General features: G+C 72.0%; 13 protein-coding genes and 1 riboswitch. Of the genes, 5 read left to right on the forward strand and 8 right to left on the reverse strand.

The window, feature by feature from the left end:
* Nucleotides 1-19: 19 nt before the first annotated feature.
* The 6 genes from sucC to ACIBAG_RS43125 form a co-directional block, all read right to left on the reverse strand.
* Nucleotides 20-1198, reverse strand: a complete 1179-nt coding sequence (gene sucC / locus ACIBAG_RS43100; protein WP_399113266.1) for an ADP-forming succinate--CoA ligase subunit beta — start codon at nucleotides 1196-1198, stop codon at nucleotides 20-22.
* Between the two features lie 603 nt (nucleotides 1199-1801).
* A complete protein-coding gene (locus tag ACIBAG_RS43105; protein WP_399113268.1) occupies nucleotides 1802-4021 on the reverse strand; it encodes a hypothetical protein in 2220 nt (739 codons plus the stop codon).
* A 284-nt stretch (nucleotides 4022-4305) separates the two neighbouring features.
* Nucleotides 4306-5529, reverse strand: a complete 1224-nt coding sequence (locus ACIBAG_RS43110) for a hypothetical protein (RefSeq protein ID WP_399113270.1) — start codon at nucleotides 5527-5529, stop codon at nucleotides 4306-4308.
* A 452-nt stretch (nucleotides 5530-5981) separates the two neighbouring features.
* Nucleotides 5982-7145 carry a VWA domain-containing protein gene (locus ACIBAG_RS43115; protein ID WP_399113301.1) on the reverse strand — a complete coding sequence of 388 codons (1164 nt, stop codon included), beginning with the start codon at nucleotides 7143-7145 and terminating at the stop codon, nucleotides 5982-5984.
* A 184-nt stretch (nucleotides 7146-7329) separates the two neighbouring features.
* Nucleotides 7330-10155, reverse strand: coding sequence for a DUF5682 family protein (locus tag ACIBAG_RS43120; RefSeq protein WP_399113272.1), 2826 nt, complete (start codon nucleotides 10153-10155; stop codon nucleotides 7330-7332).
* Nucleotides 10156-10410: 255 nt separating this feature from the next.
* Nucleotides 10411-11553, reverse strand: coding sequence for an AAA family ATPase (locus ACIBAG_RS43125; RefSeq protein ID WP_399113274.1), 1143 nt, complete (start codon nucleotides 11551-11553; stop codon nucleotides 10411-10413).
* Between the two features lie 167 nt (nucleotides 11554-11720).
* On the opposite strand from ACIBAG_RS43125, the gene ACIBAG_RS43130 reads away from it, so the two are divergent.
* Together ACIBAG_RS43130 and ACIBAG_RS43135 are read left to right on the forward strand one after the other, a co-directional pair.
* Complete coding sequence (locus ACIBAG_RS43130; protein ID WP_399113276.1) at nucleotides 11721-13076, forward strand: SWIM zinc finger domain-containing protein; 1356 nt, start codon at nucleotides 11721-11723, stop codon at nucleotides 13074-13076.
* Between the two features lie 125 nt (nucleotides 13077-13201).
* Entirely contained in the window at nucleotides 13202-14839 is a 1638-nt protein-coding gene (locus ACIBAG_RS43135) for a DUF5691 domain-containing protein (RefSeq protein ID WP_399113278.1), read from the forward strand.
* A gap of 89 nt (nucleotides 14840-14928) precedes the next feature.
* Here the strand turns inward: ACIBAG_RS43135 and ACIBAG_RS43140 are convergent, their stop codons facing one another.
* Nucleotides 14929-15351 (reverse strand): cobalamin B12-binding domain-containing protein, encoded by a 423-nt coding sequence (locus ACIBAG_RS43140; RefSeq protein ID WP_399113280.1) that lies wholly within the window; start codon nucleotides 15349-15351, stop codon nucleotides 14929-14931.
* Between the two features lie 644 nt (nucleotides 15352-15995).
* On the opposite strand from ACIBAG_RS43140, the gene ACIBAG_RS43145 reads away from it, so the two are divergent.
* Together ACIBAG_RS43145 and ACIBAG_RS43150 are read left to right on the forward strand one after the other, a co-directional pair.
* Nucleotides 15996-16874, forward strand: a complete 879-nt coding sequence (locus ACIBAG_RS43145) for an esterase/lipase family protein (RefSeq protein ID WP_399113282.1) — start codon at nucleotides 15996-15998, stop codon at nucleotides 16872-16874.
* Nucleotides 16875-17171: 297 nt separating this feature from the next.
* Nucleotides 17172-18671, forward strand: a complete 1500-nt coding sequence (locus ACIBAG_RS43150; RefSeq protein WP_399113302.1) for a M23 family metallopeptidase — start codon at nucleotides 17172-17174, stop codon at nucleotides 18669-18671.
* Nucleotides 18672-18736: 65 nt separating this feature from the next.
* Here the strand turns inward: ACIBAG_RS43150 and pcrA are convergent, their stop codons facing one another.
* On the reverse strand, nucleotides 18737-21223 hold the full coding sequence (pcrA, locus tag ACIBAG_RS43155; protein WP_399113283.1) for a DNA helicase PcrA: 2487 nt from the start codon (nucleotides 21221-21223) through the stop codon (nucleotides 18737-18739).
* Between the two features lie 343 nt (nucleotides 21224-21566).
* Nucleotides 21567-21737, forward strand: a riboswitch (cyclic di-AMP (ydaO/yuaA leader).
* 8 nt (nucleotides 21738-21745) lie between these two features.
* Between pcrA and ACIBAG_RS43160 the strand changes: the two genes are divergently transcribed.
* Nucleotides 21746-22930: an NlpC/P60 family protein gene (locus ACIBAG_RS43160; RefSeq protein ID WP_399113284.1), complete on the forward strand. Its 1185-nt coding sequence runs from the start codon at nucleotides 21746-21748 to the stop codon at nucleotides 22928-22930.
* The last annotated feature ends 315 nt before the right edge of the window (nucleotides 22931-23245 follow it).

Raw genomic sequence — 23245 nt, forward strand, 5'->3', positions numbered from 1 at the left:
GTGTCCTCGTCCTGAGTGCTTACTTGGCGGCGTGGGCCAGCTCGGCGGCCTTGTCGGCCGCGCCGTCCATGGTGTCGACGCGCTGGACCAGCGGGTGGTTGGCGTCGGTGAGGATCTGCCGGCCGAGCTCGGCGTTGTTGCCGTCGAGACGGACGACGAGGGGCTTGGTGACCTCCTCGCCGCGGTCCTCGAGGAGCTTCAGGGCCTGGACGATGCCGTTGGCGACCTCGTCACAGGCGGTGATGCCACCGAAGACGTTGACGAAGACGGACTTGACGTCCGGGTCGCCGAGGATGATCTCCAGACCGTTGGCCATGACCTGGGCGGAGGCGCCACCGCCGATGTCCAGGAAGTTGGCCGGCTTGACGTTGCCGTGCTTCTCACCGGCGTACGCGACGACGTCCAGGGTCGACATGACCAGACCCGCGCCGTTGCCGATGATGCCGACCTCGCCGTCGAGCTTGACGTAGTTGAGGTTCTTCTCCTTGGCGGCGGCCTCGAGCGGGTTGGCCGCGGCCTTGTCGTGCAGCTCGTCCCAGTCGTGACGGAACTCGGCGTTGTCGTCCAGCGACACCTTGCCGTCGAGGGCGATGACGTCACCGGAGGCGACCTTCGCGAGCGGGTTGACCTCGACGAGGAGGGCGTCCGACTTGATGAAGGTGTCCCACAGCGTGATCAGGACGTTCACGACCTTGTCCGCGACCTCGGCCGGGAACTTGGCGGCCTCGACGATCTCGCGGGCCTTGGCCTCGTCCACGCCGTCGATGGCGTCGATCGCGATCTTGGCGACGGCCTCCGGGCGGGTGGCCGCCACCTCCTCGATCTCCATGCCGCCCTCGACGGAGGCGATGGAGAGGAAGGTGCGGTTGGCCCGGTCGAGGAGGAAGGAGACGTAGTACTCCTCGATGATCTCCGGAGCCGTCTCGGCGATCATGACCTTGTGGACCGTGTGGCCCTTGATGTCCATGCCGAGGATGTCCGTCGCGCGGGCGACGGCCTCGTCCGGGGTGGCGGCGAGCTTCACGCCACCGGCCTTGCCACGGCCACCGACCTTCACCTGAGCCTTGACGACGGACTTGCCACCCAGGCGCTCAGTGGCTGCGCGGGCCGCCTCAGGCGTGTCGATGACTTCACCGGCCAGCACCGGTACATCGTGCTTGGCGAAGAGGTCCCTCGCCTGGTACTCGAACAGGTCCACGCGCTTCCGTCCCTATCAGTGATCTCGCGGTTCGTTGGATGCGTGGGCGTGCCGCGAAGGGCAACGTGACGTCCGCTGTCACAAGGGAGGCGCACACGGTGTCCGAGCGCGCGGCATGTCCGTCTCGCAGGTTATCGCTGCTTGCGGGGGGCCTCTAAATCGCGGGTCACACCTGAGCGGTGATACCTGTCACATGATGCCGCGATCAGCAAAGATCTCTGGCACGGCGTGCCGACTGTGAGGAAACGGGAACCTGTCGGAGAAGGACCGGGAAGACCGGGTAAGGACCTCACCGGGCTGGGGTTGACCCGGTGAGGTCCCTGAACAGCCCGAAGAGGCACGAATGGGCCGCCCCTGTGGGCTCTGGGCAGGTGATCCCCACCCCAATGGGGATCACCCGGCCCTTCCGCGGGGTTCCGGTCGGAACGGCCGACGGTTTTCGGCCGTCCGGGGCCGTCTGCCCCGCGGAGTCGGTCGGTCGCCACGACGGGCGCGGCTCGCGGATGCGGGTGGTGCGTGCGTCCGCGATCGCGTCCGCCGTGGCGGCGGGTGCGCCGTACGTGGCTTCCGCCGGGCCGTCGTACGACGTCGAGGGCCGTGCGGTCAGATGCCGTACGGCGCCTGGTGGTACAGGTCCTGCGCGTAACCCGGCGTGATCGACTGTCCGACGCCCTGCACGCCGCTGACGGCGTTGCCCGCCAGCGGGCCGGCCGAGTGCCGGACCGTGCCGTTCAGGTCCCCGGCGAAGGGCGCGACCTGCCCGGCGACGCCGTGCGCGAAGGGGTCGACCTCGCCCACGACGCCGCCCGCGAAGGGCTGGACGTCGCCCGCCACGCCGTACGCCAGCGTCGTGGCGCTGCCGCCGACGCCCTGCACGACCGGGCTGACGGTGTCCACCACCTGGTCCACGACGGGCTGCACGGCGCCGGTCACGCCGTACGCGAACGGCTGCGCATGAGCGGTCACACCCTCGGCGAAGGGGACGGTCTGCCCGGCCACCCCGTGCACGAAGGGGTCGACCCCACCGACGACACCGCCCGCGAAGGGCTGGACATCGCCGACCACGCCGTACCCCAGCGCACCCGCGTCCGCGCCGGCCTGCCCGGCGACCGGCACCACGCCGTGCACGGCGGTGTCGGCGACGGGCGGCAGGACGGCGCCGCTGCCGCCCGCGGCGGCCTGGCCGGCCAGGCCGGTGGCGTACGGCGGTACGTCCGCGGCGACGCCCTGCACGACCGGCTGCACGTCGGCGACCGCGCCGTAGGCGACGGGCCGGACGTCGGCGACGGTCCCGTGGGCGAAGTGCTGGACATCGCCGACCGCACCGTGGGCCACCGGCTGCACACCCTCGACGGCGCCGCCGACGACCGGCTGGACCCCCTGGACGGCCTGTCCGGCGACCGGCTGGACGCCCGCGACCGCACCGGCGACGACCGGCTGGACCCCGTGGACGACACCGCCAGCCACCGGCTGCACATCGGCGACGACGCCGTACGCCAGCGCGGCGGCCGCGTCCACGGTGTGCCCGGCGGTCTTGGCGACCCCGGCCACCGCGCCGTGGGCGACCGGCGCCACGCCCTCCACTGCCTGGCCGACGACCGGCTGCACGCCGGCCACCGCTCCGCCGGCCACCGACCGGGCACCGGCCACGGCGCCACCGGCCACCGGCTGGATGCCGTCCACCGTGTGCCCGGCGACCGGGGTCACCCCGGCCACGGCGTGCGTGGCGGCGGGGGCGACACCGGCGACGGCGCGCTGGGCGGCCGGAACGACGCCGTCGACGACGCGCCCGGCGACGGGCTGCACGCCGTTCACGGCCTCGGTGGCGAGCGGCGGGACGACCGCGTCCGCGGTCTGCGCGACGACCGGGGTGACCGTGCCCGGGACCGTGCTGACCGTGCCGACCACCCGCTGCTCCACGCCGCCGACCGTGCCGGTGACATGGCTGGGGACGGCGGAGACGGAGGCCTCGGCGGCCGTCTTGACCGCGGTGGCCCTGCCGGTGGCGGTGGCCGTCGCGTCCGCCGCCTGGCCCTTGAGGTGGGTGACGGCGGCCTGGGCGACGTCCTGCGCACCCGCTCCGGTGCGGCCCGCGCCCGCGACGGCGTACTGCGCCTTCGTCCGGACGACGCCCTCGACGCCCTGCGCCTGCGCACGGGCCGCCGCCTGCGTGCCCTGCAGCTTCGTCTGCGCGGCGGCGAGCGCCTTCTCCAGCTCGGGGGCGAAGGCGGAGAGGGGGCCGAAGAGGTAGTCGATGGGGCTGGGGGTGCCCGGGGTGTCGGGGAGCTGCGGGGCGTCGTGGCGTGCGTCGTCGAGGTCGGCGACGCCTGCCGAGACGCGGGCCTCGGCCTGCGCAGCGATCTGCGCCGCCTTGTCCGCGCGGGCGGTCTTGGCGCCCTGGATGGCCTGCGCGGCGCCCTTGGCCTTCGCGGCCTTGGCCGCGGTGCCGGCGGTCGGGACGTCGACCTTGGCGTCGACGTAACGGCGGGCCTGATCGGCGGCGCTCGCGGGCGTCGTCGTGGCCGTGCCGGTGACCGTGCCGACCGTGTTGCCGGCCGTGTCGCCGGCGCCGTCGGTGACGCCGGAGACGGTGTCCGTCACGTCGGACACGACACCGTTGACGGTGCTGGTCACCCCGCCGAGCAGGCCGGTGGCGTCGGCGCTGTCGACCGCGTCGGTCGCGTCGGTCGCGTCGGTGGTGGTGTCCGGTACGGAGAGTGTGGAGGCGGGCAGCTCGTCCGCGTTGGCGACGGTCGAGCCGAGCGCCCAGGCGCCGGTGACACCGGCGGCTATGACGATCGAACGGCGGATGTTCTTGTTCATGCGTGCGTCGGATCCCTAGATCTTGGGGCTCCGAAGGCCACCGGGAAGGCGGAGTTCCTGGAAGAACTCCGCGAGCTCCGGGGCTTCGGACGGTTGGGGACAGTCCGGCGCCGTTCCGGTCGCGGTCCGGGGAGTAGGGGACCAGCGGGACCGGGTACGGCTCCGGCGGCTTCCGTCCGGGGGATGTCAGGGGGACATCCGGGACTGGGGGGTCCGGACGGGCGGGCAGACCTGTTTCCGCCCCCGCGCGGCAGGTCTACGGCGGGGAGGGTCGGCCTGCTGCCCTACGCGGGGGAAACCGGTATGTCCCCGTGCCTGTCGAGGATCTCGTCCGCGTCGGCACGCGCGGCGGCGCCGGGCACCAGCCGCAAGGGGGCCCGCTGGCTCAGCGAGACGGCGTGCGCGTCCCCGTGCCGTGGGTTGTTGTTGTCGCCCGCCGAACGGCTGCCGCCCACAGCACCGGGGTGATCAACCGGCGCCTGGTGGACGGGGGCGTAGCCGGCGGACGCCGTGCGGTGCGCGTCGCCGGTGCCGGTGGAGGCCTTGGGCACTGCGGCACCGGAACCGGCCCACGGACCGTAGGTGACGTGAGCGGCGGTTCCTCCGGTACGGCCCTTGTCGTCACGCCGGTCACCCGAGGCGGGCGCCTCCGATCCCGGCTGCGGCGTCGTGGTGACGGGCGCGGGCAGGGTCTGCGCGGGGACAGCGGGGGCGGTCGGCAGACCGGGAAGCTCAGGGAAGCCGGGCACGCCGGGCACGCCGGGCACTTCGAACCCCGGCAGGCCCGGCCAGCCCGGCGACTCCGGCATCGTCGGCAGTACCGGCAGAACCGGCAAGGAGGGCAGCGACGCCAGCGGCGGCGCGGCTTCGGCCAACCCCTCGGTCAACCCCTCGGTCACCGTCTCGACGACCTTCCCCACGGGCTCTACGACACGATCGGCGACGCCCTGGACGAGGTGCTCGGTCACGGGGCCGACGAGTTCGTCGGCGGTGCCGTCGGCTGAGTGCGGGGCAGGGACGACGGGGGCTGAGTGCCGGGGAGTTGCCGGGTCGGCCTGGGGCGTCGTCGGCGGGTTGGCCGGGACGCTCGGCTCGTCGTGGTGCGGCGCGGGCTCGGGCAAGGCGTCCGGAGCGGGCCCGGCCGGGGCATGGGGGCCGGGGATGGCCGGGGCATGGGGACCGAGGATGGCCGGGGCCTGCTCACCAGTCCTGGCGGGTTCACCCGCCGGCAGCTCGACCGTGCTCCTCGCCACCGTGCCGACCTCGTCGCCCTCCGAGCCGTCCGACGCCGAAGGCACAACCCCGGCGGGGGCGGAGGGTGCCGAAACCGAGGACGCCGATGTACTCGTCCCCGCCGACACCACGTCCGCCGCATACGCCCGCTCCCCGCAGAGGAACCCGAGCACGAACAGCCCGCCCACCAGCAACGCCACCTGGAGCGCACGCCTCCCGGCCACCATGCGCACAATGCGCACAGCGGCGAACGGCAGAGCGGCTGACCAGGTCAAAACGGGGTGGTTCCTCCCGTGCGGCGGAATGAAGTACACGTGACGAGCGTGGAGTCGGCGGCGGCGCGGTATCAGCAAGCGGGGCGCGGCGCACCGCTGAAAAGGCGCGTCGATCCTCGCACGCCCCTCCCGAGGTCGCGCAAGCCCCCCGCTACCGATGGGCACTCATGTCCGTTTTGCTGGCCCAAGTCGGTCGTCACCAGGTCGACAAATCACCGGTAAATCCTCGCCATTGCCCTCCTCGTTTCCCACCTCACGCGACGTCCGGCACGGAAGCGGCGCCGTAACCGGCACGCCCTCGCACGACATCGGCACCGGACACGACGGCGGCATCCGGGTTCGGCACCCTCCCCCGGCACACGCCTCACACGGCGTCCGACATGGGAATCAGCGCCTCGTCCGGCGCCCGCGTCACACGGCGTCCGGCATCAGCGCCTCATCCGGCGCCCCCGTCACACGGCGTCCGGCACCGGAATCGGCCGCTTCTCGATGGCCGCCGCCATCACCTCCGGGAACAGGTCGGGCGTGCAGGCGAAGGCCGGTGCGCCCAGCGCCGCGAGCGCGGCCGCGTGTTCCCGGTCGTAGGCCGGTGCCCCCTCGTCCGACAGCGCCAGCAACGCCACGAACTGCACGCCCGACGCCTTCATCGCCGCGACCCGCTTGAGCATCTCGTTCCGTATGCCTCCCTCGTACAGGTCACTGATCAGCACCACCACCGTCTCCGCGGGCCTGGTGATCTGCGACTGGCAGTACGCGAGCGCCCGGTTGATGTCCGTGCCCCCTCCGAGCTGTGTGCCGAAGAGGACATCGACCGGATCGTCGAGCTGGTCGGTGAGGTCGACGACGGAGGTGTCGAAGACGACCAGACGCGTGTTGATGGACCGCATCGACGCCAGCACCGCCCCGAACACCGACGCGTACACCACCGACGCCGCCATCGACCCCGACTGGTCGATGCAGAGGACGACCTCCTTCTTCACCGACTGCGACGCCCGCCCGTATCCGATCAGCCGCTCCGGCACGACCGTCCGGTACTCCGGGAGGTAGTGCTTGAGGTTGGCCGCGATCGTCCGGTTCCAGTCGATGTCGTGGTGGCGTGGCCGGTTGATACGGGCACTGCGGTCCAGGGCACCGGTGAGCGTGGCCCGGGTACGGGTGGCGAGCCGCTTCTCCAGGTCCTCGACGACCTTGCGCACGACGGCCCGTGCCGTCTCCTTGGTCGTCTCCGGCATCGCCCTGTTGAGCGAGAGCAGGGTGCCCACGAGGTGCACGTCCGCCTCCACCGCCTCCAGCATCTCCGGCTCCAGGAGCAGCGTGGACAGCCCGAGCCGGTCGATGGCGTCCCGCTGCATGACCTGTACGACGGACGACGGGAAGTACGTCCGGATGTCCCCGAGCCACCGCGCCACGGACGGCGCCGACGCACCGAGCCCCGCCGAACGGTCCTTCCCCGACTGTGCCTTGTCCCCCTTGCCGTAGAGCGCGGCCAGCGCCCCGTCCATCGCGGCATCCCGCCCGGAGAGCGCGCACCCGGTGCCGTCGGCGTCGTCCCCGCCCAGCACCATTCGCCACCGCCGCAGTCGCTCCCGCGCCGGGTCCATCGCCTCGCTCGCCATGCCCGTCATGCCCGTCGCGCTCGTCGCGCTCGTCATCGGCACGCTCCCTCACGAGGCCGCTCCCACAAGGGGATCACCGGTACGGTCGTCGTCCTGGGCCGGCCTTGCGCCGACATGCCGAGCGCCGGCCCGACGGATCCCACCGCTCCGGCCCGCGCCCTCGGTTCCCTTGCTGCGTCGGTCGTCATCCGGTCACCTCCACAAGGTCGTTCTCACCAAGGCGGTTGTCACCAAGGCGGTCGTCACCAAGGCGGTCGTCACCAAGGCGGTCGTCACCAAGGCGGTCGTCACCAAGGCGGTTGTCACCAAGGCGGTTGTCACCAGGGCGGTTCTCGTCAGGGCGGTCGTCTCCACGGCTGTTGTTGCCCTGTCTGCCGTCGTCCTCTCTGTTCTCGCCTGGGGTGTTGTCCCCAAAGCCGCCCTCGATGCCCTGTTCCGGCCACCCGAGCCCCAGCAGCAACCGCACCACCGGCACCACGGCATCCGCCCGTTCGACATCGAGTTCGGCGGCGAAGCCCGGCATGCCGGGGCCGCCGACCCCCGCGCTCCCCCGCTGCCCCGGCCCACGCCGGACCAGTTCCCCCAGCGTCCGCCGCACCCCCGGCTCATACACCGAGAAGGTCCGCCTCAGCAGCGGCAGCACATCCGTGAACGCGTCCGCCGGCACCCCCGTCAGCCACGTGTCGACCAACCCGAGCAGCCGCTCGTCGTGCACAAGCAGCATCCCGCCGCCGGAACCCCCGCCGACGAACCCCTCGATCCACGCGGCCGCGTCCGCCGGCGGCGTCCCCGGCGACAACGCCAGCCCCATCAGCCGCGCCGCCTCCTCCTGCGCCAACTCCCCGTCGTCCAGGAGCAGCCGCACGCCCCGCCCCCGGATCACGCCGGGCACGGTGTCCCGCAGGGAAAGCACCCGGAGCACCCCATGCCAACGGCTGCGCAGGTCCCCGTGGCCGAGGGCGCGCGGCGGGGTGCTCCGGACGCCCTGACCTGCCTCGGTCTCCTCGCCTCCGCCATCGGCACCATCAGCACCCCGGCCCGCAGCAACCCCTTCGGTCCCTCGCCCCGATCCCGGTGCCGAACCCCGTACGCCCTCCCTCGAATCCACCACGTCACCCAGCAGCCCCACCGCTCCGTGGACCGCGTCCACATGGCGCCGCATCTCCTCGGCCGCGTCCGCGTCCAGGGCGGCGCAGGCGGGCGGCAGGCCGACGAAGACGCGCTCGGCGAGACCCGCGGCGACCTCCGCCAGCGCGCCGGTGTCGGTGCCCCGAACGTCCCCGTACCGCAGGGAGCGGACCAGTGCGGGCATGGCCTGGGCGAGATGGCCGACATCGGCGTCCAGGGCGGCCCGGTCGGCGAGGATCCGCATCACCACCGGCAGCGCATCCGGCAGTTCGGCCAGCAGGCAGCGCTCGGCGAGTGCGGTGACATCGGCGAGGCCCTGCGCGGCGACGGCGTCCGCCTCCGCCTTGGCGGTCGCAGCCGCGAACACGGTCGTCCCCCACACTCCGGCCTCCGCGACCCGCACGGCCAGCTCGGGCTCCCACCTCAGCCGCCAGGTCTCCCGGAACGTCCCCGTGCTGCCCCGCGACGCGACCGGCTCACCCCACTCCACGCCGAGCAGCCGCAGCCGGTGCAGCAGCCTGCTTCGCTCGGCGTCGTTCTCCTTGCGCAGGTCGAGCTCCAACTCCCGCTCCGCCGCCTCAGGTTTGAGCCGCAGCCGACGCTGGATCCGGTCCAGGTCCCGCTGCAACGGCACCGCCGGAGCCGACCGCGGCACCTCCCCCAGCACGTCCCCCACGACGAGCCGGTCGTGCACCAACGCCAGCGGCACGTCCGAGCCGTCGCACATGACCGCCCGCACCGCGTCGGTCGTCTCGCTCAGCCCCGGCAAGGGGCGCCCGCGCATCGCCGCCAGCGTCTCGGCCAGCCGTACCGCCTCGATGACATGCGCCGAGGACACGATCCGATCCTCGTCCCGCAGCAGCCCGGCCACCTTGGTCATCCACCGCTCGACGGGCCGGTCCGGGGCGCCGAAGAGGTGCCCGTACCACCCCGGCGAGTCGATCCCCGCCCCGTACCCGCTCACCCGCGCGAGTCGGCGATACGTCCACGGCACCCAGGTCATGTCCGCCTTGACCTTGGGCAGCCCCTTCAACAGCGCCTTGTCGGCGCCGACGGTGCTCTTCCGCCTCAGCGCGGGAACGTGCCACGCCCCGCACACCACGGCCACGTCGTCGCCGAACTCCCGCTGGGCAACCCGCACTTGGAGTCGCATATACGCCTCCCGCACGAGATCCCGCTCATGCCCGCCGCTTCCGTACGCCTCCCGCAACGCCCCCATGGCCTCCTCGAGCCCGGCAAACGGCGCGAACGCGTCGCCGTCCCCCACACCCCGGTGCTCGACGACGTCCTCCCACCATCGCTCGGGATCGTCGTAACCGGCGGCATCGGCGAGCACGGCGAGCGGGTCGACACGGACGTCGGCACCAGGGCCATTCCCCTCGGCCCGCTCCTCCTCGCTCCCCCCGGCAGGCTCACTCCCCTCCTTGTCGGCGGACAGCGGCTCCACCTCCTTGCCCCACGCCAGCGTGTGCGTGGCCGGCAGGTCGATGAAGCGGGCCGGCACCGCGTTCTGCGAGGCCCAGCGGATCGCGACCCACTCCGGGGAGAACTCGGCCAACGGCCAGAAGGCCGAGCGGCCGGGCTCGTCCACGGCATGGGCGAGGAGGGCGACCGGCGGTCGCATGGCCTCCTCGGCGGCGAGCGGGATCAGGGCATCCGCCTCGGGCGGTCCCTCGATCAGCACGACGCGGGGCCGAGCGGCCTCCAGCGCCGCCCGCACGGCCCGCGCCGAGCCGGGCCCGTGGTGGCGCACGCCGAGCAACAGCGGCCCCGGCGGCTTCGTTGCCGGGGCAGCCGCGGCCGAGTTCTCCGAGCGCCCCGACGGCACGTCGCTCGCCCGGTGGACAGCCGCCTCCGGGCCCTCGCTCCCAGCCCTGTGCATGCCCGTCACTCCATCCCCCTTGATCCCGGCCCCGCGACGAAGCCGCTGAACGCTCCATCGCGCTCGCTCCACACCCGACGCATTCCGTCACCCCTTTACGGACCACCCACGGGAACTCGCCACCCGGCCTCGATCAACCGGGTCTGTCACCCACCCGCCCCCGTCACCCGGCCAATGGCACCCCGCCCACAGACCCACCACCCGACTTCGGTCCACCGCTCGGGCGGCCCCAGCCCAGGTCGTCGCTCTCGCCGTTCACGCGCTCACCTCCCGGCACGCCCGGTAGAAGTCCGTCCAACCGTCCCGCTCGCGCACGACCGCCTCCAGGTACTCCTGCCAGATGACCCGGTCGGCCGCCGGATCCCGGACGACGGCGCCGAGGATGCCCGCGGCGACGTCGCCCGACCGCAGCACCCCGTCGCCGAAGTGGGCGGCGAGGGCAAGGCCGTTGGTGACGACGGAGATCGCCTCGGCCGTCGACAGCGTCCCGCTCGGCGACTTCAGCTTCGTGCGCCCGTCGGACGTCACCCCGTCGCGCAGTTCACGGAAGACCGTGACGACGCGGCGGATCTCGTCGATGCCGTCGGGCACGGCCCGCAGGTCCAGGGAGCGGCCGATCTGGTCGACGCGGCGGGAGACGATGTCCACCTCGGCCTCGACGCTCTCCGGCAACGGCAGCACGACCGTGTTGAAGCGGCGGCGCAGGGCGCTGGAGAGGTCGTTGACACCACGGTCGCGGTCGTTGGCCGTGGCGATGAGGTTGAAGCCGCGTACCGCCTGCACCTCCTGCCCCAGCTCGGGTATCGGCAGCGTCTTCTCCGACAGGATCGTGATCAGCGTGTCCTGCACGTCGGCCGGAATACGGGTCAGCTCCTCGACTCGGGCCGTCATCCCCTCCGCCATGGCCCGCATGACCGGACTGGGCACGAGGGCGTCCCGGCTCGGCCCGTGCGCGAGCAACTGGGCGTAGTTCCAGCCGTAGCGGATGGCCTCCTCCGGCGTGCCCGCCGTGCCCTGCACCAGCAGCGTCGAGTCGCCGCTGACCGCCGCGGCCAGGTGCTCGGACACCCATGTCTTCGCGGTGCCGGGAACGCCGAGCAGGAGCAGTGCGCGGTCGGTGGCGAGCGTGGTGACCGCGACCTCGACGATGCGGCGCGGGCCGACGTACTTCGGTGTGATCACCGTGCCGTCCGGCAGAGTGCCGCCGAGCAGATACGTGGCCACGGCCCACGGCGACATTTTCCAGCGGGCCGGGCGCGGACGGTCGTCCTGCGCGGCCAGCGCGGCGAGTTCATGGGCGAAGGCGTCCTCGGCATGCGGACGCAACGCCTCGGTCGGTTCCGTCTCCCCCGCTTGGACGGACGTCGGTTCTGACATCGGTTCTACGGACACAGGCATGGCGAAGTCCCCCTCCAGCTCGGCTGGTTCAGCCGGTTTCGGATCTGGCATCCACGTTGCACCACCCCACTGACAATGCGTTCCGACCTGCGCAAACGCGCTCACACGACCGCCGGAGGCACCTTCGTGCGGACCGATTGTCAGTGGTGGGATCTACCTTCGATGGCATGACTCAGCAGGGGGTGCGCTGGACCGCGGACCAGGTGCTGGCACTGGCGCCTGACGCCGCGTCGCGCAAAGCGGGAAGCAAACTCGGCGCGGCGGGGCCGTGGTCCGAGGCGGGGAGTTCCGACGAGGGGACGGTGTGGGGCCTGTGCAAGGGGAGTGGCAGCAAGCCGTATCGGACGGTCATCGACATCGCGGATGCCTCCGGGCCCGCGTACAAGTGCAGTTGCCCGAGCCGGAAGTTCCCGTGCAAGCACGCGCTCGGGCTGCTGCTGCTCTGGGCGGAGGGCGACGGCGCGGTGCCGCTTGGGTCGCCGCCGGACTGGGCTGAACAGTGGACAGAGGGGAGAAGGCAGCGCGCGGAAGAGAAGCGGACAGCGGGCGCGTCCGGTTCCGCCTCCGGGTCCGGTGACCCGGAGGCGGCTCGGCGCAGAGCGGAGCGCCGGGCCCTGCGGGTCACCGCGGGGGCGACGGAGCTGGAGCAGCGCCTGGCGGATCTGCTGCGCGGCGGCCTGGCCGGCGCGGAACAGGCGGGGTACGGCCTGTGGGAGGAGACGGCGGCCCGCATGGTCGACGCCCAGGCCCCCGGACTGGCCGCGCGGGTGCGGGAACTGGGGGCGATCCCGGCGTCCGGTCCCGGCTGGCCGGTGCGCCTGCTGGAGGAGTGCGCCCTCCTCCACCTCCTGGACCGGGGGTGGCTGGGCCGAGAGCGGCTGCCCAACGGCTTGGCGGACACGGTCCGCTCCCGCATCGGCCTGCCCGCGTCGGCGGACGGTCCACCGGTGAGGGATCGCTGGCTGGTCCTCTCCCAGTACGACACGGCGGACGTGAAACTGACGACGCGCCGGATATGGCTGTACGGCGCCGACTCCGGCCGTACCGCCCTGCTCCTCTCCTACGGAGCCGCCGGCCGCGCCCCGGAGCTGGCGCTGCCGGTGGGGCTGGTCCTGGAGGCGGAGGTGTCGGCGTACCCGGGTGCCGGGCAGCTGCGGGCCGCTCTGGGCGAGCAGTTCGCACCGCCCGCTCCGGCGGCGATTCGGCCACCGGGTGTGACGACGGCCGAGGCGACCGCCCGTTACGGCGAGGCGTTGCGCGACGACCCGTGGCTGGACTCGGTCCCGGTGACCCTGGATCGAGTCGTACCGACCCCGGACGGCGACTCGTGGCAGTTGGCGGACGCCGACGCGGACTCGGCCCTGCCGCTCACCCCGGCCGCCCGTGCCCGCCCGGGCCTGTGGCGCCTGGTCGCGCTGTCGGGCGGAGCACCGGTCAAGGTGTTCGGCGAGTGCGGCCACCGCGGCTTCACCCCGTTGACGGCCTGGCCGGACGGCGCGGGCGAGGCGGTGCAGCTGTGCTGAGCGGCACGCCGCCGGTCACCGAGCAGCTCGCTATCCAACCCTGCCCAGCACACCGACCATCCGCCCCGGATCCACCCACCCGGACTCCACGGCACCCAGCACGAAGGCAGAAAGGAAGGAACCTCATGAACAGCCCCTCCGTTCCTGTGGATTCGCCCGCGCCGGGCGCTTGGGAGGAGCTCGTCACGGCGGCTCTGCTCGGCACGGACCGGCGTACACCCCCGGGCTGTACGCCGGGCCGGGAGGCGCCGGTGGCGCTGCTGGACGCGGCGGCCGTGGAGGCCGTACGGCGGCGGGCCGGACTGCGCCCGACGCGAGCGGCACAGCGGCCGCAGTCGGCTCCGAAGGACCCGCGTCCCGCGCTGCCCCCGGCGGCGGCCCGCAGGCTGGCGATGCTGCTGGCCGACCGTCCCGGCGCGGCCGGCGGCGGCCGCAGAGGCACGGCACCTGACCTCATGGAGCTACTGCCCCAGTGGCTCGCGACGGCGAACGACCGTGGTTACGCACCACCCCCTCAGACGCTGCCGGCGCTTCTGGACGCGGCGCGGGGGCGTACGGATCTGCGGCCGGCGGCCCTGACCTTCGCCGGTCCCCGGGCCGTGTGGCTCGCCAGGCTGAACCCGGACTGGCGCTTCGCCCTGCGCGCGACACCCGGCGGGGGCGCGGCACTGCCGCATCTCGAGGACGCGGCCGAGGTCCGACAGCTGTGGCAGGAGGGGTTGTTCGCCGAGCGGGTCGCCCTTCTCTCCGCGATACGGGCGCGCGAGCCCGTCGCCGCGCGCGAGCTCCTGGCCACGACCTGGGCGACGGAGCGGGCCGAGGACCGGCTGATGTTCCTGGACTCGCTACGGGCCGGGCTGGGTCCGCAGGACGAGCCGCTCCTGGAGCAGGCGCTGGCCGACCGGAGCCGCAATGTCCGGTCGACGGCGGCGGAGTTGCTCTCCGCCCTGCCGGGCTCGGCGCTCGCCGCGCGGATGGCGGCACGCGCCGAGGCCTGCGTCGCGCTGGACCACACGCAGCGGGAGCCGACGATCGGTGTCGAGGCACCGCACCAGTGCGACGCGGGCATGGAGCGCGACGGGGTCGTGGCCAAGGCCCCGGCGGGGCGGGGTGAACGGTCTTGGTGGCTCGGCCAGTTGGTGGAGGCGACACCGCTCAGCACCTGGCCGGGGCGGCTGGGCGGTCGTACACCCGAGGAGATCGTGGCGCTGCCGGTGGCGGACGACTGGCAGGGCGAGTTGCACGCCGCATGGTGCCGGGCGGCGGTACGGCAGCGGGACGCCGAGTGGGCGCGGGCACTCCTCGGGTCGCCCTCGGCACCCGAGGCGGGCGGTCCGGGTGCGGTGTCCCTGGCCGAGCGGGCGAAGCTGCTCGGCACGCTGGGCGCCGCAGAACGGGCCGAGTGGGTCGCCGGGTTCATCGCCACGCACGGTCTGTCGGAGGCGTTTCAGCCGCTCGGGGTGTGCGCGGTGCCGTGGGCGCCGCCGCTCGGGCGGGCGGTGGTCGACGCGCTCAACATCGCGCGGGACGCGGGGAGTTATCCATGGAGCTTCAGTGGAGTGATGGGCCTGGCCGAGCGCTGCCTCGACCCGGCCGAGGCAAGCCGCCTCGACGGCCTGCTGGCGGTGCCGGACGAGCCGGAGGACGCGTCGCCGGGGGCCGGGGGGTACTGGGCGGAGGCGTTCCAGCGGTTGGTGACGACGTTGCGGTTGCGGGCGGCAATGATCGAGGAACTGGACCAGGGCAGCCCGTCCGGACTTTGAGGGCGAGGCCCGTTCAGGGCAGAGGCGGGGGTCCGGGGGCGGCAGCCCTCAGGACCGGTCACCGCCACCCACCCGCACCGGACGTCGGCTCAACCGCCGGAGGCAGCCGGCTGCCGCACATTGGCCCGCACCCAGTCCACGATCGACTGCGTCGTCGCGCCGGGCGTGAAGATCTCCGCGACGCCCTTCTCCTTCAGCGGGGGAATGTCCGCCTCGGGGATGATCCCGCCGCCGAAGACGAGGATGTCCTCCGCGTCCCGCTCTTTGAGGAGGTCGATCACCGCGGCGAAGAGCGTGTTGTGGGCGCCGGAGAGGATGGACAGACCGATCGCGTCGGCGTCCTCCTGGATCGCGGTGTCGACGATCTGCTCGGGTGTCTGGTGGAGCCCGGTGTAGATGACCTCCATGCCGGCGTCGCGCAGCGCCCGCGCGATCACCTTGGCCCCCCGATCGTGGCCGTCGAGTCCCGGCTTGGCCACCACCACGCGGATCGGACCGGCTGCCACAACCATCACTGCCTCCATGAAGCGACTACATCCATCCGTACCGACAAGTACCGCTCATGTATGAGTTATGCCGCACACGACGTACATGTCATACATGGTGCGCGTATCGCACTTTTCCGTCGCTCACCGCGCCGGACGTGCCACGACGACACGGACGCCCGGGCCACGCCGCCCGGGGAAGTGAACGAACGTTATCTCCAGCATCCCGCAACCGGCAGTTTCGCGGTGCAGACCGAGGGGGAAATCACACAGAGGGACACGTTCGCCGCGCACCGTTCCACATCTCTGCGGCACACGGGCCGCACAACGCGGCACGCGCGTCGCAGCGGGACCAAGCGCAACGGGAGCCGCAACGAGGTCGCCGCACCACCGCGCCGCAGGGCCGCGCGACATGGTGGTGCGGCGCATCGACGGTGGTACGAAGGGCACGTAGGGCAGGTAAGGCACGACAGCGGGGAGCCTCGTCGCCACACCGGCAGGGAGCCTCGTCAGGTCCTCGGCGCACCATGGCCCACCGGGCCGACTCACGTCGCGCGCCTCGCCTGCCCCATGCGCCCTCCGGACACGCCGCCGGCCACCTCGGCCGCGACTTCCCACGAGGGCACACGGGGGCCGGAGCCGTCCTCCTGCGTGCCGCAAGGAGGTCGGCCATGAAGGTCACCGGGGCAGCACTCCCCTTTCTTCCGCTCTGTCGGCGCCTGCTCCCGAGCAGGCTCGCCGGCCTCTCCCTGGCCCTACTGAAGGCGACCGCCCTGGAGCTCGCGATCCTTGCCGGACACCTGCTCCTGTACCCCTCCGGAATCACCCAGGAGCGCCGGGCCGCCCCCGCGCTCCCCGCACAGGACTCCCCGGACCCCCGGGGAACCACCCCACTGCCGACGGAGACAAATCCTCCGGTCGTCCTGCTGCACGGGTTCATAGACAACCGCTCGGTCTTCGTCCTGCTGCGCCGCAATCTCGCCCAGCACGGCAGGCACCAGGTCGAGTCGCTCAACTACTCACCGCTGACCTGTGACATCCGCATCGCCGCCGAACTGCTCGGCCGGCACATAGAGGAGATCTGCGAGCGCACCGGCAGCCGCCAGGTCGACATCGTCGGGCACAGCCTGGGCGGGCTCATAGCCCGTTACTACGTGCAGCGCCTCGGCGGTGACGTCAGGGTCCGCACGCTGGTCACGCTCGGCACACCGCACTCCGGGACCAGTGTCGTCCCGCTGGCCAACGCGCACCCCATAGTGCGTCAGATGCGCCCCGGTTCACCGGTCCTGGAGGAACTGGCCCGGCCCGCGCCCGGCTGCCGTACGCACTTCGTGAGCTTCTGGAGCGACCTCGATCACCTGATGGACCCGCTCGAGACGGCCTGCATCGACCACCCGGACCTGATGGCGCAGAACGTCCGCGTGAGCGGCGTCGGCCACCTCGCCCTGCCGGTGCACCCCGCCGTGGCGACCGGAATACGGCAGGCCCTCGACTCGGCCGGGACAGGAGCCGAGGCCACCACCCGCGCAGACGGCCTGACCGTGGCGTAAACCGGCACCCCGCGACGCACCCTCGGCATCCGCCTCGGCATCCGCCTCAACACCCGACTCACACACGCCGCACAGCCTCGGGACAGCCGAGCGACATCGAACAACCTTCGAACACAAGGCCAAACTCGCGCCCGCAGTCCGCCAAAACACGGCCGAATGCCCGTTTCCTGCGCGCGCGAAACCTGCCGAAGATTGTCGTGCCCGCGTACCGCCGGGTACAGTCGCCGCACTGCTCTGGCAGCCCCTGTTGTCGAGGCGAGAGAGAAGTTGGTGAACGATCGTCACCCGTCGGGGACCATGACCTCCCCGGCTCAGGCTTCCGATGCCGCCTCGGCGCATTACGCGTCGTACGGCGCCCAGGAAGCCCACTACGGTGACTCCACCACGTACGGTGCGTACGACGCCACCGGATTCGACGCCACCGGCCACACCGCGACCTTCGACGCGGACCCCCTGTTCGGCAGTCTCCCCGGTGAGAGCACGGGCGCGTACGACGCCACGCAGTGGTCCACGGGCAGCCAGCACACCCTGAACTACGACGCGTACGCGGCCCAGCACCACGCCGCCTACGACTCCGGCGCGTACGACACCACCGCCTGGGCGACGGGCCAGCAGCAGCTCCCCTTCGTCCCGCACCAGGCCACCGGCCACGACGCCTCCGGCCAGTGGGACGCGAGCGCCTGGCTGCAGCCCGACCAGTCCGGCGCCCCGGCCGACCAGGCCCAGCAGTGGGAATGGGGCACGCAGACCTTCGAGACGGGCACGTACGACGCCACCCAGTGGAACTCCGGCGGCGGCGTCACGCAGGCGGCCGACGAATACGAGCAGTCCGCAGAATCCTTCGATCAGCAAGCGACCGCCCACTTCGAGCAGATCGAGCACGGCGTCCCCACGGCGTACGACGACCCCACGGCGTACGACCACCCGACCGGCTACGACGGCTCCGCCCAGGACGGCGTCGAGCTGACCGCCCCCGGTGAACTCCCCGACGCGGCCCCGCTTCTCGATGGCCAGGAGGAGCCCGCCCCGGTCCCCTCCCCGCGCGCCGCAGCCCGCAGCGGGTCCCGCTCCCGCCGCCGTACGCCGCCCAAGCGCTCCGCGCTGCTGACGGTCGCCGTGCCCTCGGCGTGTGTGATGGGTGTGGCGGGCATCGCCGCCGCTTCCGTCGGCAGCCTGACCGACGACAAGGACACGTCGACGACCGCGTCCGACGCGACCGCCGTCAAGCCGTCCACCGCGAACAACAAGCTGGACACCCAGCTCGAGAGCCTCTCCGCGGGTGCCGACGACTTCGCCGACCGGGCCAGCCGTACGCAGGAGCGCATCGACCTCAAGGCCCAGCAGGCGGCCGAGAAGAAGAGGGCCGCCGAGGAGGCGGCCCGCAAGGAGCGGCTGCGCCCGAAGTTCGCGATTCCGGTCGCCAACCACGGCCTCAGCGCCTACTTCGGTCAGTCCGGCATCAACTGGATGTCCGTGCACACCGGTATCGACTTCCCTGTGTCGTACGGCACGACGGTGATGGCCGCGACCGACGGCACCGTTCGCACCCAGTGGAACAGCGCCTACGGCAACATGATGATCGTGACCGCGAAGGACGGTACGGAGACGTGGTACTGCCACCTCTCCAGCTACCGTGTCGCCTCCGGTACGACCGTCAAGGCCGGTGATCCCATCGCGTACTCCGGCAACTCCGGCAACTCGACCGGCCCGCACCTGCACTTCGAGGTCCGCCCGGCCGGTGGTTCGCCGATAGATCCGCTCTCCTGGCTGCGCAGCCACGGCTTGGACCCGACGTAAGGCAGCGCACACCACTCACTCGATGAACCCCCGCCATTCCAGCGGAGGTTCATCGCATGGGCGAGCTAGAGCTTCTCCACCGGCGCGTACCGCAGCAGCAGCCGCTTCGGCTTGGTGTCCCCGAAGTCGATCGTCGCCTCGGCGTTCGCGCCAGTGCCCTTCACCGCCGTGACGGTGCCGAGCCCGAACTGGTCGTGCGTGACCCGGTCCCCGACCGCCAGCTGGACGACCGGCTTCTCCGAGGTCCGCCGGGTGGCGAAGCCGGACGCGCCGGACGCCGACGAGCGCGAGCGGGACGAAGACAGCGAGGCCGCCACACCGGCAGCGGGACCGGAGGCCACGGACGCGGTCGCCCCCGTCCGCTTCCAGTCCACGTGGGCCGCCGGGATCTCCTCCAGGAAGCGGGAGGGCGGGTTGTACGACGGCTGTCCCCACGCGCTCCGCATCGACGAGCGCGTCAGATACAGCCGCTCACGCGCGCGCGTGATGCCGACGTACGCGAGCCGCCGCTCTTCCTCCAGCTCCTTCGTCTGGCCGAGGGCACGCATGTGCGGGAAGACGCCGTCCTCCATGCCGGTGAGGAAGACGACCGGGAACTCCAGGCCCTTGGCGGTGTGCAGGGTCATCAGGGTGATGACGCCTGAGCCGTCCTCGTCCTCGTCGGGGATCTGGTCGGAGTCGGCGACGAGCGCGACCCGCTCCAGGAAGTCCGCGAGTCCGCCGGAGGCCTCGCCCTCGCCCGACTCCTGCTCGAACTCCAGGGCCACGGCGGCGAGTTCCTGAAGGTTCTCGATACGGGTCTCGTCCTGGGGATCCGTGGAAGCCTGCAACTCGGCGAGATAGCCGGTCCGTTCGAGCACCGCCTCCAGGACGGTCGCCGGTCCCGCGCCGGACTCGACGATCGTACGGAGCTCCTCCATCAGCGTGTTGAACCGCTTGACGGCGTTGGTCGACCGCGCGGCCATGCCGTACGCCTCGTCGACGCGCCGCAGCGCCTGCGGGAAGCTGATCTTCTCGCGCTGGGAGAGAGCGTCGATCATCGCCTCGGCACGCTCGCCGATGCCCCGCTTGGGGACGTTGAGGATCCGGCGCAGGGGCACGGAGTCCTCGGGGTTGGCCAGCACCCGCAGGTAGGCCAGGACGTCCCGGACCTCCTTGCGCTCGTAGAAGCGAACCCCGCCGACGACCTTGTAGGGCAGCCCGACGCGGATGAACACTTCCTCGAAGACACGGGACTGGGCGTTCGTCCGGTAGAAGACGGCGACGTCACCTGCCTTCGCCTCGCCCGCGTCCGTCAGTCGGTCTATCTCGTCGGCGACGAACTGCGCCTCGTCGTGCTCGGTGTCCGCGACATAGCCGGTGATGCGCGCGCCCGCGCCCGCGTTGGTCCACAGGTTCTTGGGACGGCGGGACTCGTTGCGCTCGATGACCGCGTTGGCGGCGGAGAGGATCGTCTGGGTGGAGCGGTAGTTCTGCTCCAGCAGGATGGTGGTCGCGTCCGGGTAGTCCTCCTCGAACTGGAGGATGTTGCGGATGGTGGCGCCGCGGAAAGCGTAGATCGACTGGTCGGCGTCACCCACGACACACAGCTCGGCGGGCGGGACGTCGTACTCGCTGGGCGGCACGTCGACGGGGTGCTCGCGGGTGCCGACGAGCTCGCGCACGAGCGCGTACTGCGCGTGGTTGGTGTCCTGGTACTCGTCGACGAGGACGTGCCGGAAGCGGCGGCGGTAGTGCTCGGCGACGTCCGGGAAGGCGCGCAGCAGATTGACCGTCGTCATGATCAGGTCGTCGAAATCCAGCGCATTGGCCTCGCGCAGCCGCGACTGGTACAGGGCATAGGCCTGGGCGAGGGTCTTCTCGAAGCCGTCACTCGCCTGCGCCGCGAAGTCCTCCTCGTCGATCAGCTCGTTCTTCAGGTTGCTGATCTTGGCGCTGAAGGACTTGGGCGGGAACCGCTTGGGATCGAGGTCGAGATCCCGGCAGACGAGCGCCATCAGCCGCTTGGAGTCGGCGGCGTCGTAGATCGAGAAAGAGGACGTGAAGCCGAGCTTCTTGCTCTCCCGTCGCAGGATGCGCACGCACGCGCTGTGGAAGGTCATCACCCACATCGCGTTCGCGCGCGGGCCGACGAGCTGCTCGACTCGCTCCTTCATCTCACCCGCGGCCTTGTTGGTGAAGGTGATCGCGAGGATCTGCCCCGGATGCACATTCCGCTCGGCCAGCAGGTGGGCGATGCGGTGGGTGAGCACACGCGTCTTGCCGGAGCCGGCGCCGGCCACGATGAGCAGCGGGGTGTCCGAGTGGACGACGGCCGCCCGCTGGTTCTCGTTCAGCCCCTCCAGCAGCGCGGCCGCGTCGATGGCCGGCCGCGGGGCGCCGTCGCGGTAGTAGGCGTCCCGGTCCGGAGGCACGTCGAACTTCCCGCCGAACAGATCGTCCGGAACTGACTCCGGAGCGTGATCGTCCTCGGGCGGAGGCGGGGGTTCCTCCTCATGGGCCCGTGGGGCCTGGAGGTCCGCCAGGAAGCTGTCGTCAAAGAGGCTGCTCATCGCTCTCCGAGTCTAGGGCGCCCCACTGACAGCCCGCGGCCGACCCGAGAACATCGCCCGTTTCGACACTCCGCGATCTCCCCGCACACCCCGCCGGGACCCCTCTCACCCTCCATGACGCGCCCGTCACAATCCGCGATCGAAAACAGACGGAAGCCGCCCTCCACCCAAACAACACCAAAACCCGCCACACGCCCCCCAACCAACCACCACCGACGGCAAACAACGGCAAGGTCACGAAAATGTATCGGGCATATCGAACATCAACCTTCACAGGGGCCACACGAGTTGGCTACCGTGCCGGACAGGCCGCACGACCCCCACCGGCGAACGTCGCCGGGCCGCGCGGCCTCCGCCGAGTCCGGCACGCCACCGCGCAGCCGGAGCCGGGGACCCACCGAACCTCTGGGGTGAATCGGCCCGACTTCCCTCCCGGGAACGGCCGTAGGGCAACCCTTCCGAACCACCCGCCCGAACCCGACAGCTAACTCGGTAGGCGGAGCACGGAAGGAGTCGCCTCCCTTGGCGTCGCACCGCAAGTCGCGTCCCGCGGGTACGCGCGTAGCAGGCATACGGACCCCCGCCCTCGCCACGGCGGCCCTCACCTCCGTGGCCCTGCTGTCCCAGACGGCCAACGCGAGCCCCTCGACGGACGACAAGCCGAGCCTCGAAGAGGTCGAGAAGAAGGTCGACGACCTCTACCGCCAGGCGGAGTCGGCGACCGAGAAGTACAACGCGGCCAAGGAGAAGACCGCGAAGCAGCGCAAGCGCGTCGACACCCTCCTCGACGACGTCGCCAAGCGCACCCAGGAGCTCAACGAGGCGCGCGAGGAACTGGGTTCCTTCGCGGCCGCCCAGTACCGCACCGGGGCCGCCGCCCCCGACACGGCGACCTTCCTCCTGGCGGACACCCCGCAGGACTACTTCGACCAGACCCAGCTGATGGACCGCCTGACCGGCCGTCAGAAGCAGGCGGTCGACGACTACTTCACGCAGCAGTCCGCGACGATGAAGAAGCGCCAGGAGGCCGCCCAGAGCCTCGAGACGCTCACCGAGTCGCAGAACGACCTGCAGACCGCAAAGACCACGGTCCAGACGAAACTGTCCGACGCGCGCGAACTCCTCTCCAAGCTGACGGCGGAGGAGAAGGCCCGCCTCGCCGCGATCGAGAAGCGCAAGCAGGAAGAGGCCGCCCGCAAGGCCGCGGAGCTGGCCCGCCAGCAGGCGGAGGCGGAGGCCGAACGCGAGCGCCAGGAGGCCGCGGCCGCCCAGCAGCAGGAGAGCACCGAGTCGCCGTCCGACTCGAGCACCTCGGACTCGTCCTCCCCGGCCACGGACTCCTCGTACGCTACCAAGGCCGAGAAGGCTTTGGCCTTCGCCCGCTCCCAGATAGGCAAGCCGTACGTCTGGGGCGCCACCGGCCCCGACTCCTACGACTGCTCCGGCCTCACCCAGGCCGCCTGGAAGGCCGCCGGCGTGGACATCCCCCGCGTCACCTACGACCAGGTCAACGCCGGCACCACGGTCTCCCTGGCCAACGCCCAGCCCGGCGACCTGATCTTCTTCTACGACGACGTCACCCACGTGGGCATCTACATCGGCAACGGCATGATGATCCACGCCCCCAAGCCGGGCGCGTACGTCCGTGAGGAGTCGATCTACTACGACGGAGAGTCGTCCATCCACAGCGTGGTCCGCCCGGCCTGACGCATACGCGCGCGTGGGCCCCATTCCGCCGGCTCCGTGGGGGTCTGCCTGGCCGCACGCCCACGGAGCCGCGGTCGCGTACGGCGGGAAGGGGCCGGGCCGGGGGGTGTCCGCCCGCAGTGGCCGGCGTCAAAACGCGGCACCTCCTGGCCTGGGTCCAGCCGCCGGTCCGAGGACGGACACCCCCCGACCCGGCCCCGGCCCCCCCCCCCCCCCCCAAACCCAAACCCCCCCCCCCCCCCCCCCCCCCCCGCGCCCCCCGCCACAAACCCCCCCCCCCCCCGCGGCCCCCGGGGGGGGGCGCCCACCCCCCCC

It is taken from the genome of Streptomyces sp. NPDC051243, assembly GCF_044455405.1.
Taxonomy (GTDB): domain Bacteria; phylum Actinomycetota; class Actinomycetes; order Streptomycetales; family Streptomycetaceae; genus Streptomyces.

Coding starts and splice junctions, on each gene's coding strand:
- ACIBAG_RS43125 (WP_399113274.1), bottom strand. CDS start 11,553: ATGCCTGTGTCCGTAGAACCGATGTCAGAACCGACGTCCGTCCAAGCG.
- ACIBAG_RS43135 (WP_399113278.1), top strand. CDS start 13,202: ATGAACAGCCCCTCCGTTCCTGTGGATTCGCCCGCGCCGGGCGCTTGG.
- ACIBAG_RS43150 (WP_399113302.1), top strand. CDS start 17,172: ATGACCTCCCCGGCTCAGGCTTCCGATGCCGCCTCGGCGCATTACGCG.
- pcrA (WP_399113283.1), bottom strand. CDS start 21,223: ATGAGCAGCCTCTTTGACGACAGCTTCCTGGCGGACCTCCAGGCCCCA.
- ACIBAG_RS43120 (WP_399113272.1), bottom strand. CDS start 10,155: ATGCACAGGGCTGGGAGCGAGGGCCCGGAGGCGGCTGTCCACCGGGCG.
- ACIBAG_RS43130 (WP_399113276.1), top strand. CDS start 11,721: ATGACTCAGCAGGGGGTGCGCTGGACCGCGGACCAGGTGCTGGCACTG.
- ACIBAG_RS43115 (WP_399113301.1), bottom strand. CDS start 7,145: ATGGCGAGCGAGGCGATGGACCCGGCGCGGGAGCGACTGCGGCGGTGG.
- ACIBAG_RS43145 (WP_399113282.1), top strand. CDS start 15,996: ATGAAGGTCACCGGGGCAGCACTCCCCTTTCTTCCGCTCTGTCGGCGC.
- ACIBAG_RS43140 (WP_399113280.1), bottom strand. CDS start 15,351: ATGGTTGTGGCAGCCGGTCCGATCCGCGTGGTGGTGGCCAAGCCGGGA.
- ACIBAG_RS43105 (WP_399113268.1), bottom strand. CDS start 4,021: ATGAACAAGAACATCCGCCGTTCGATCGTCATAGCCGCCGGTGTCACC.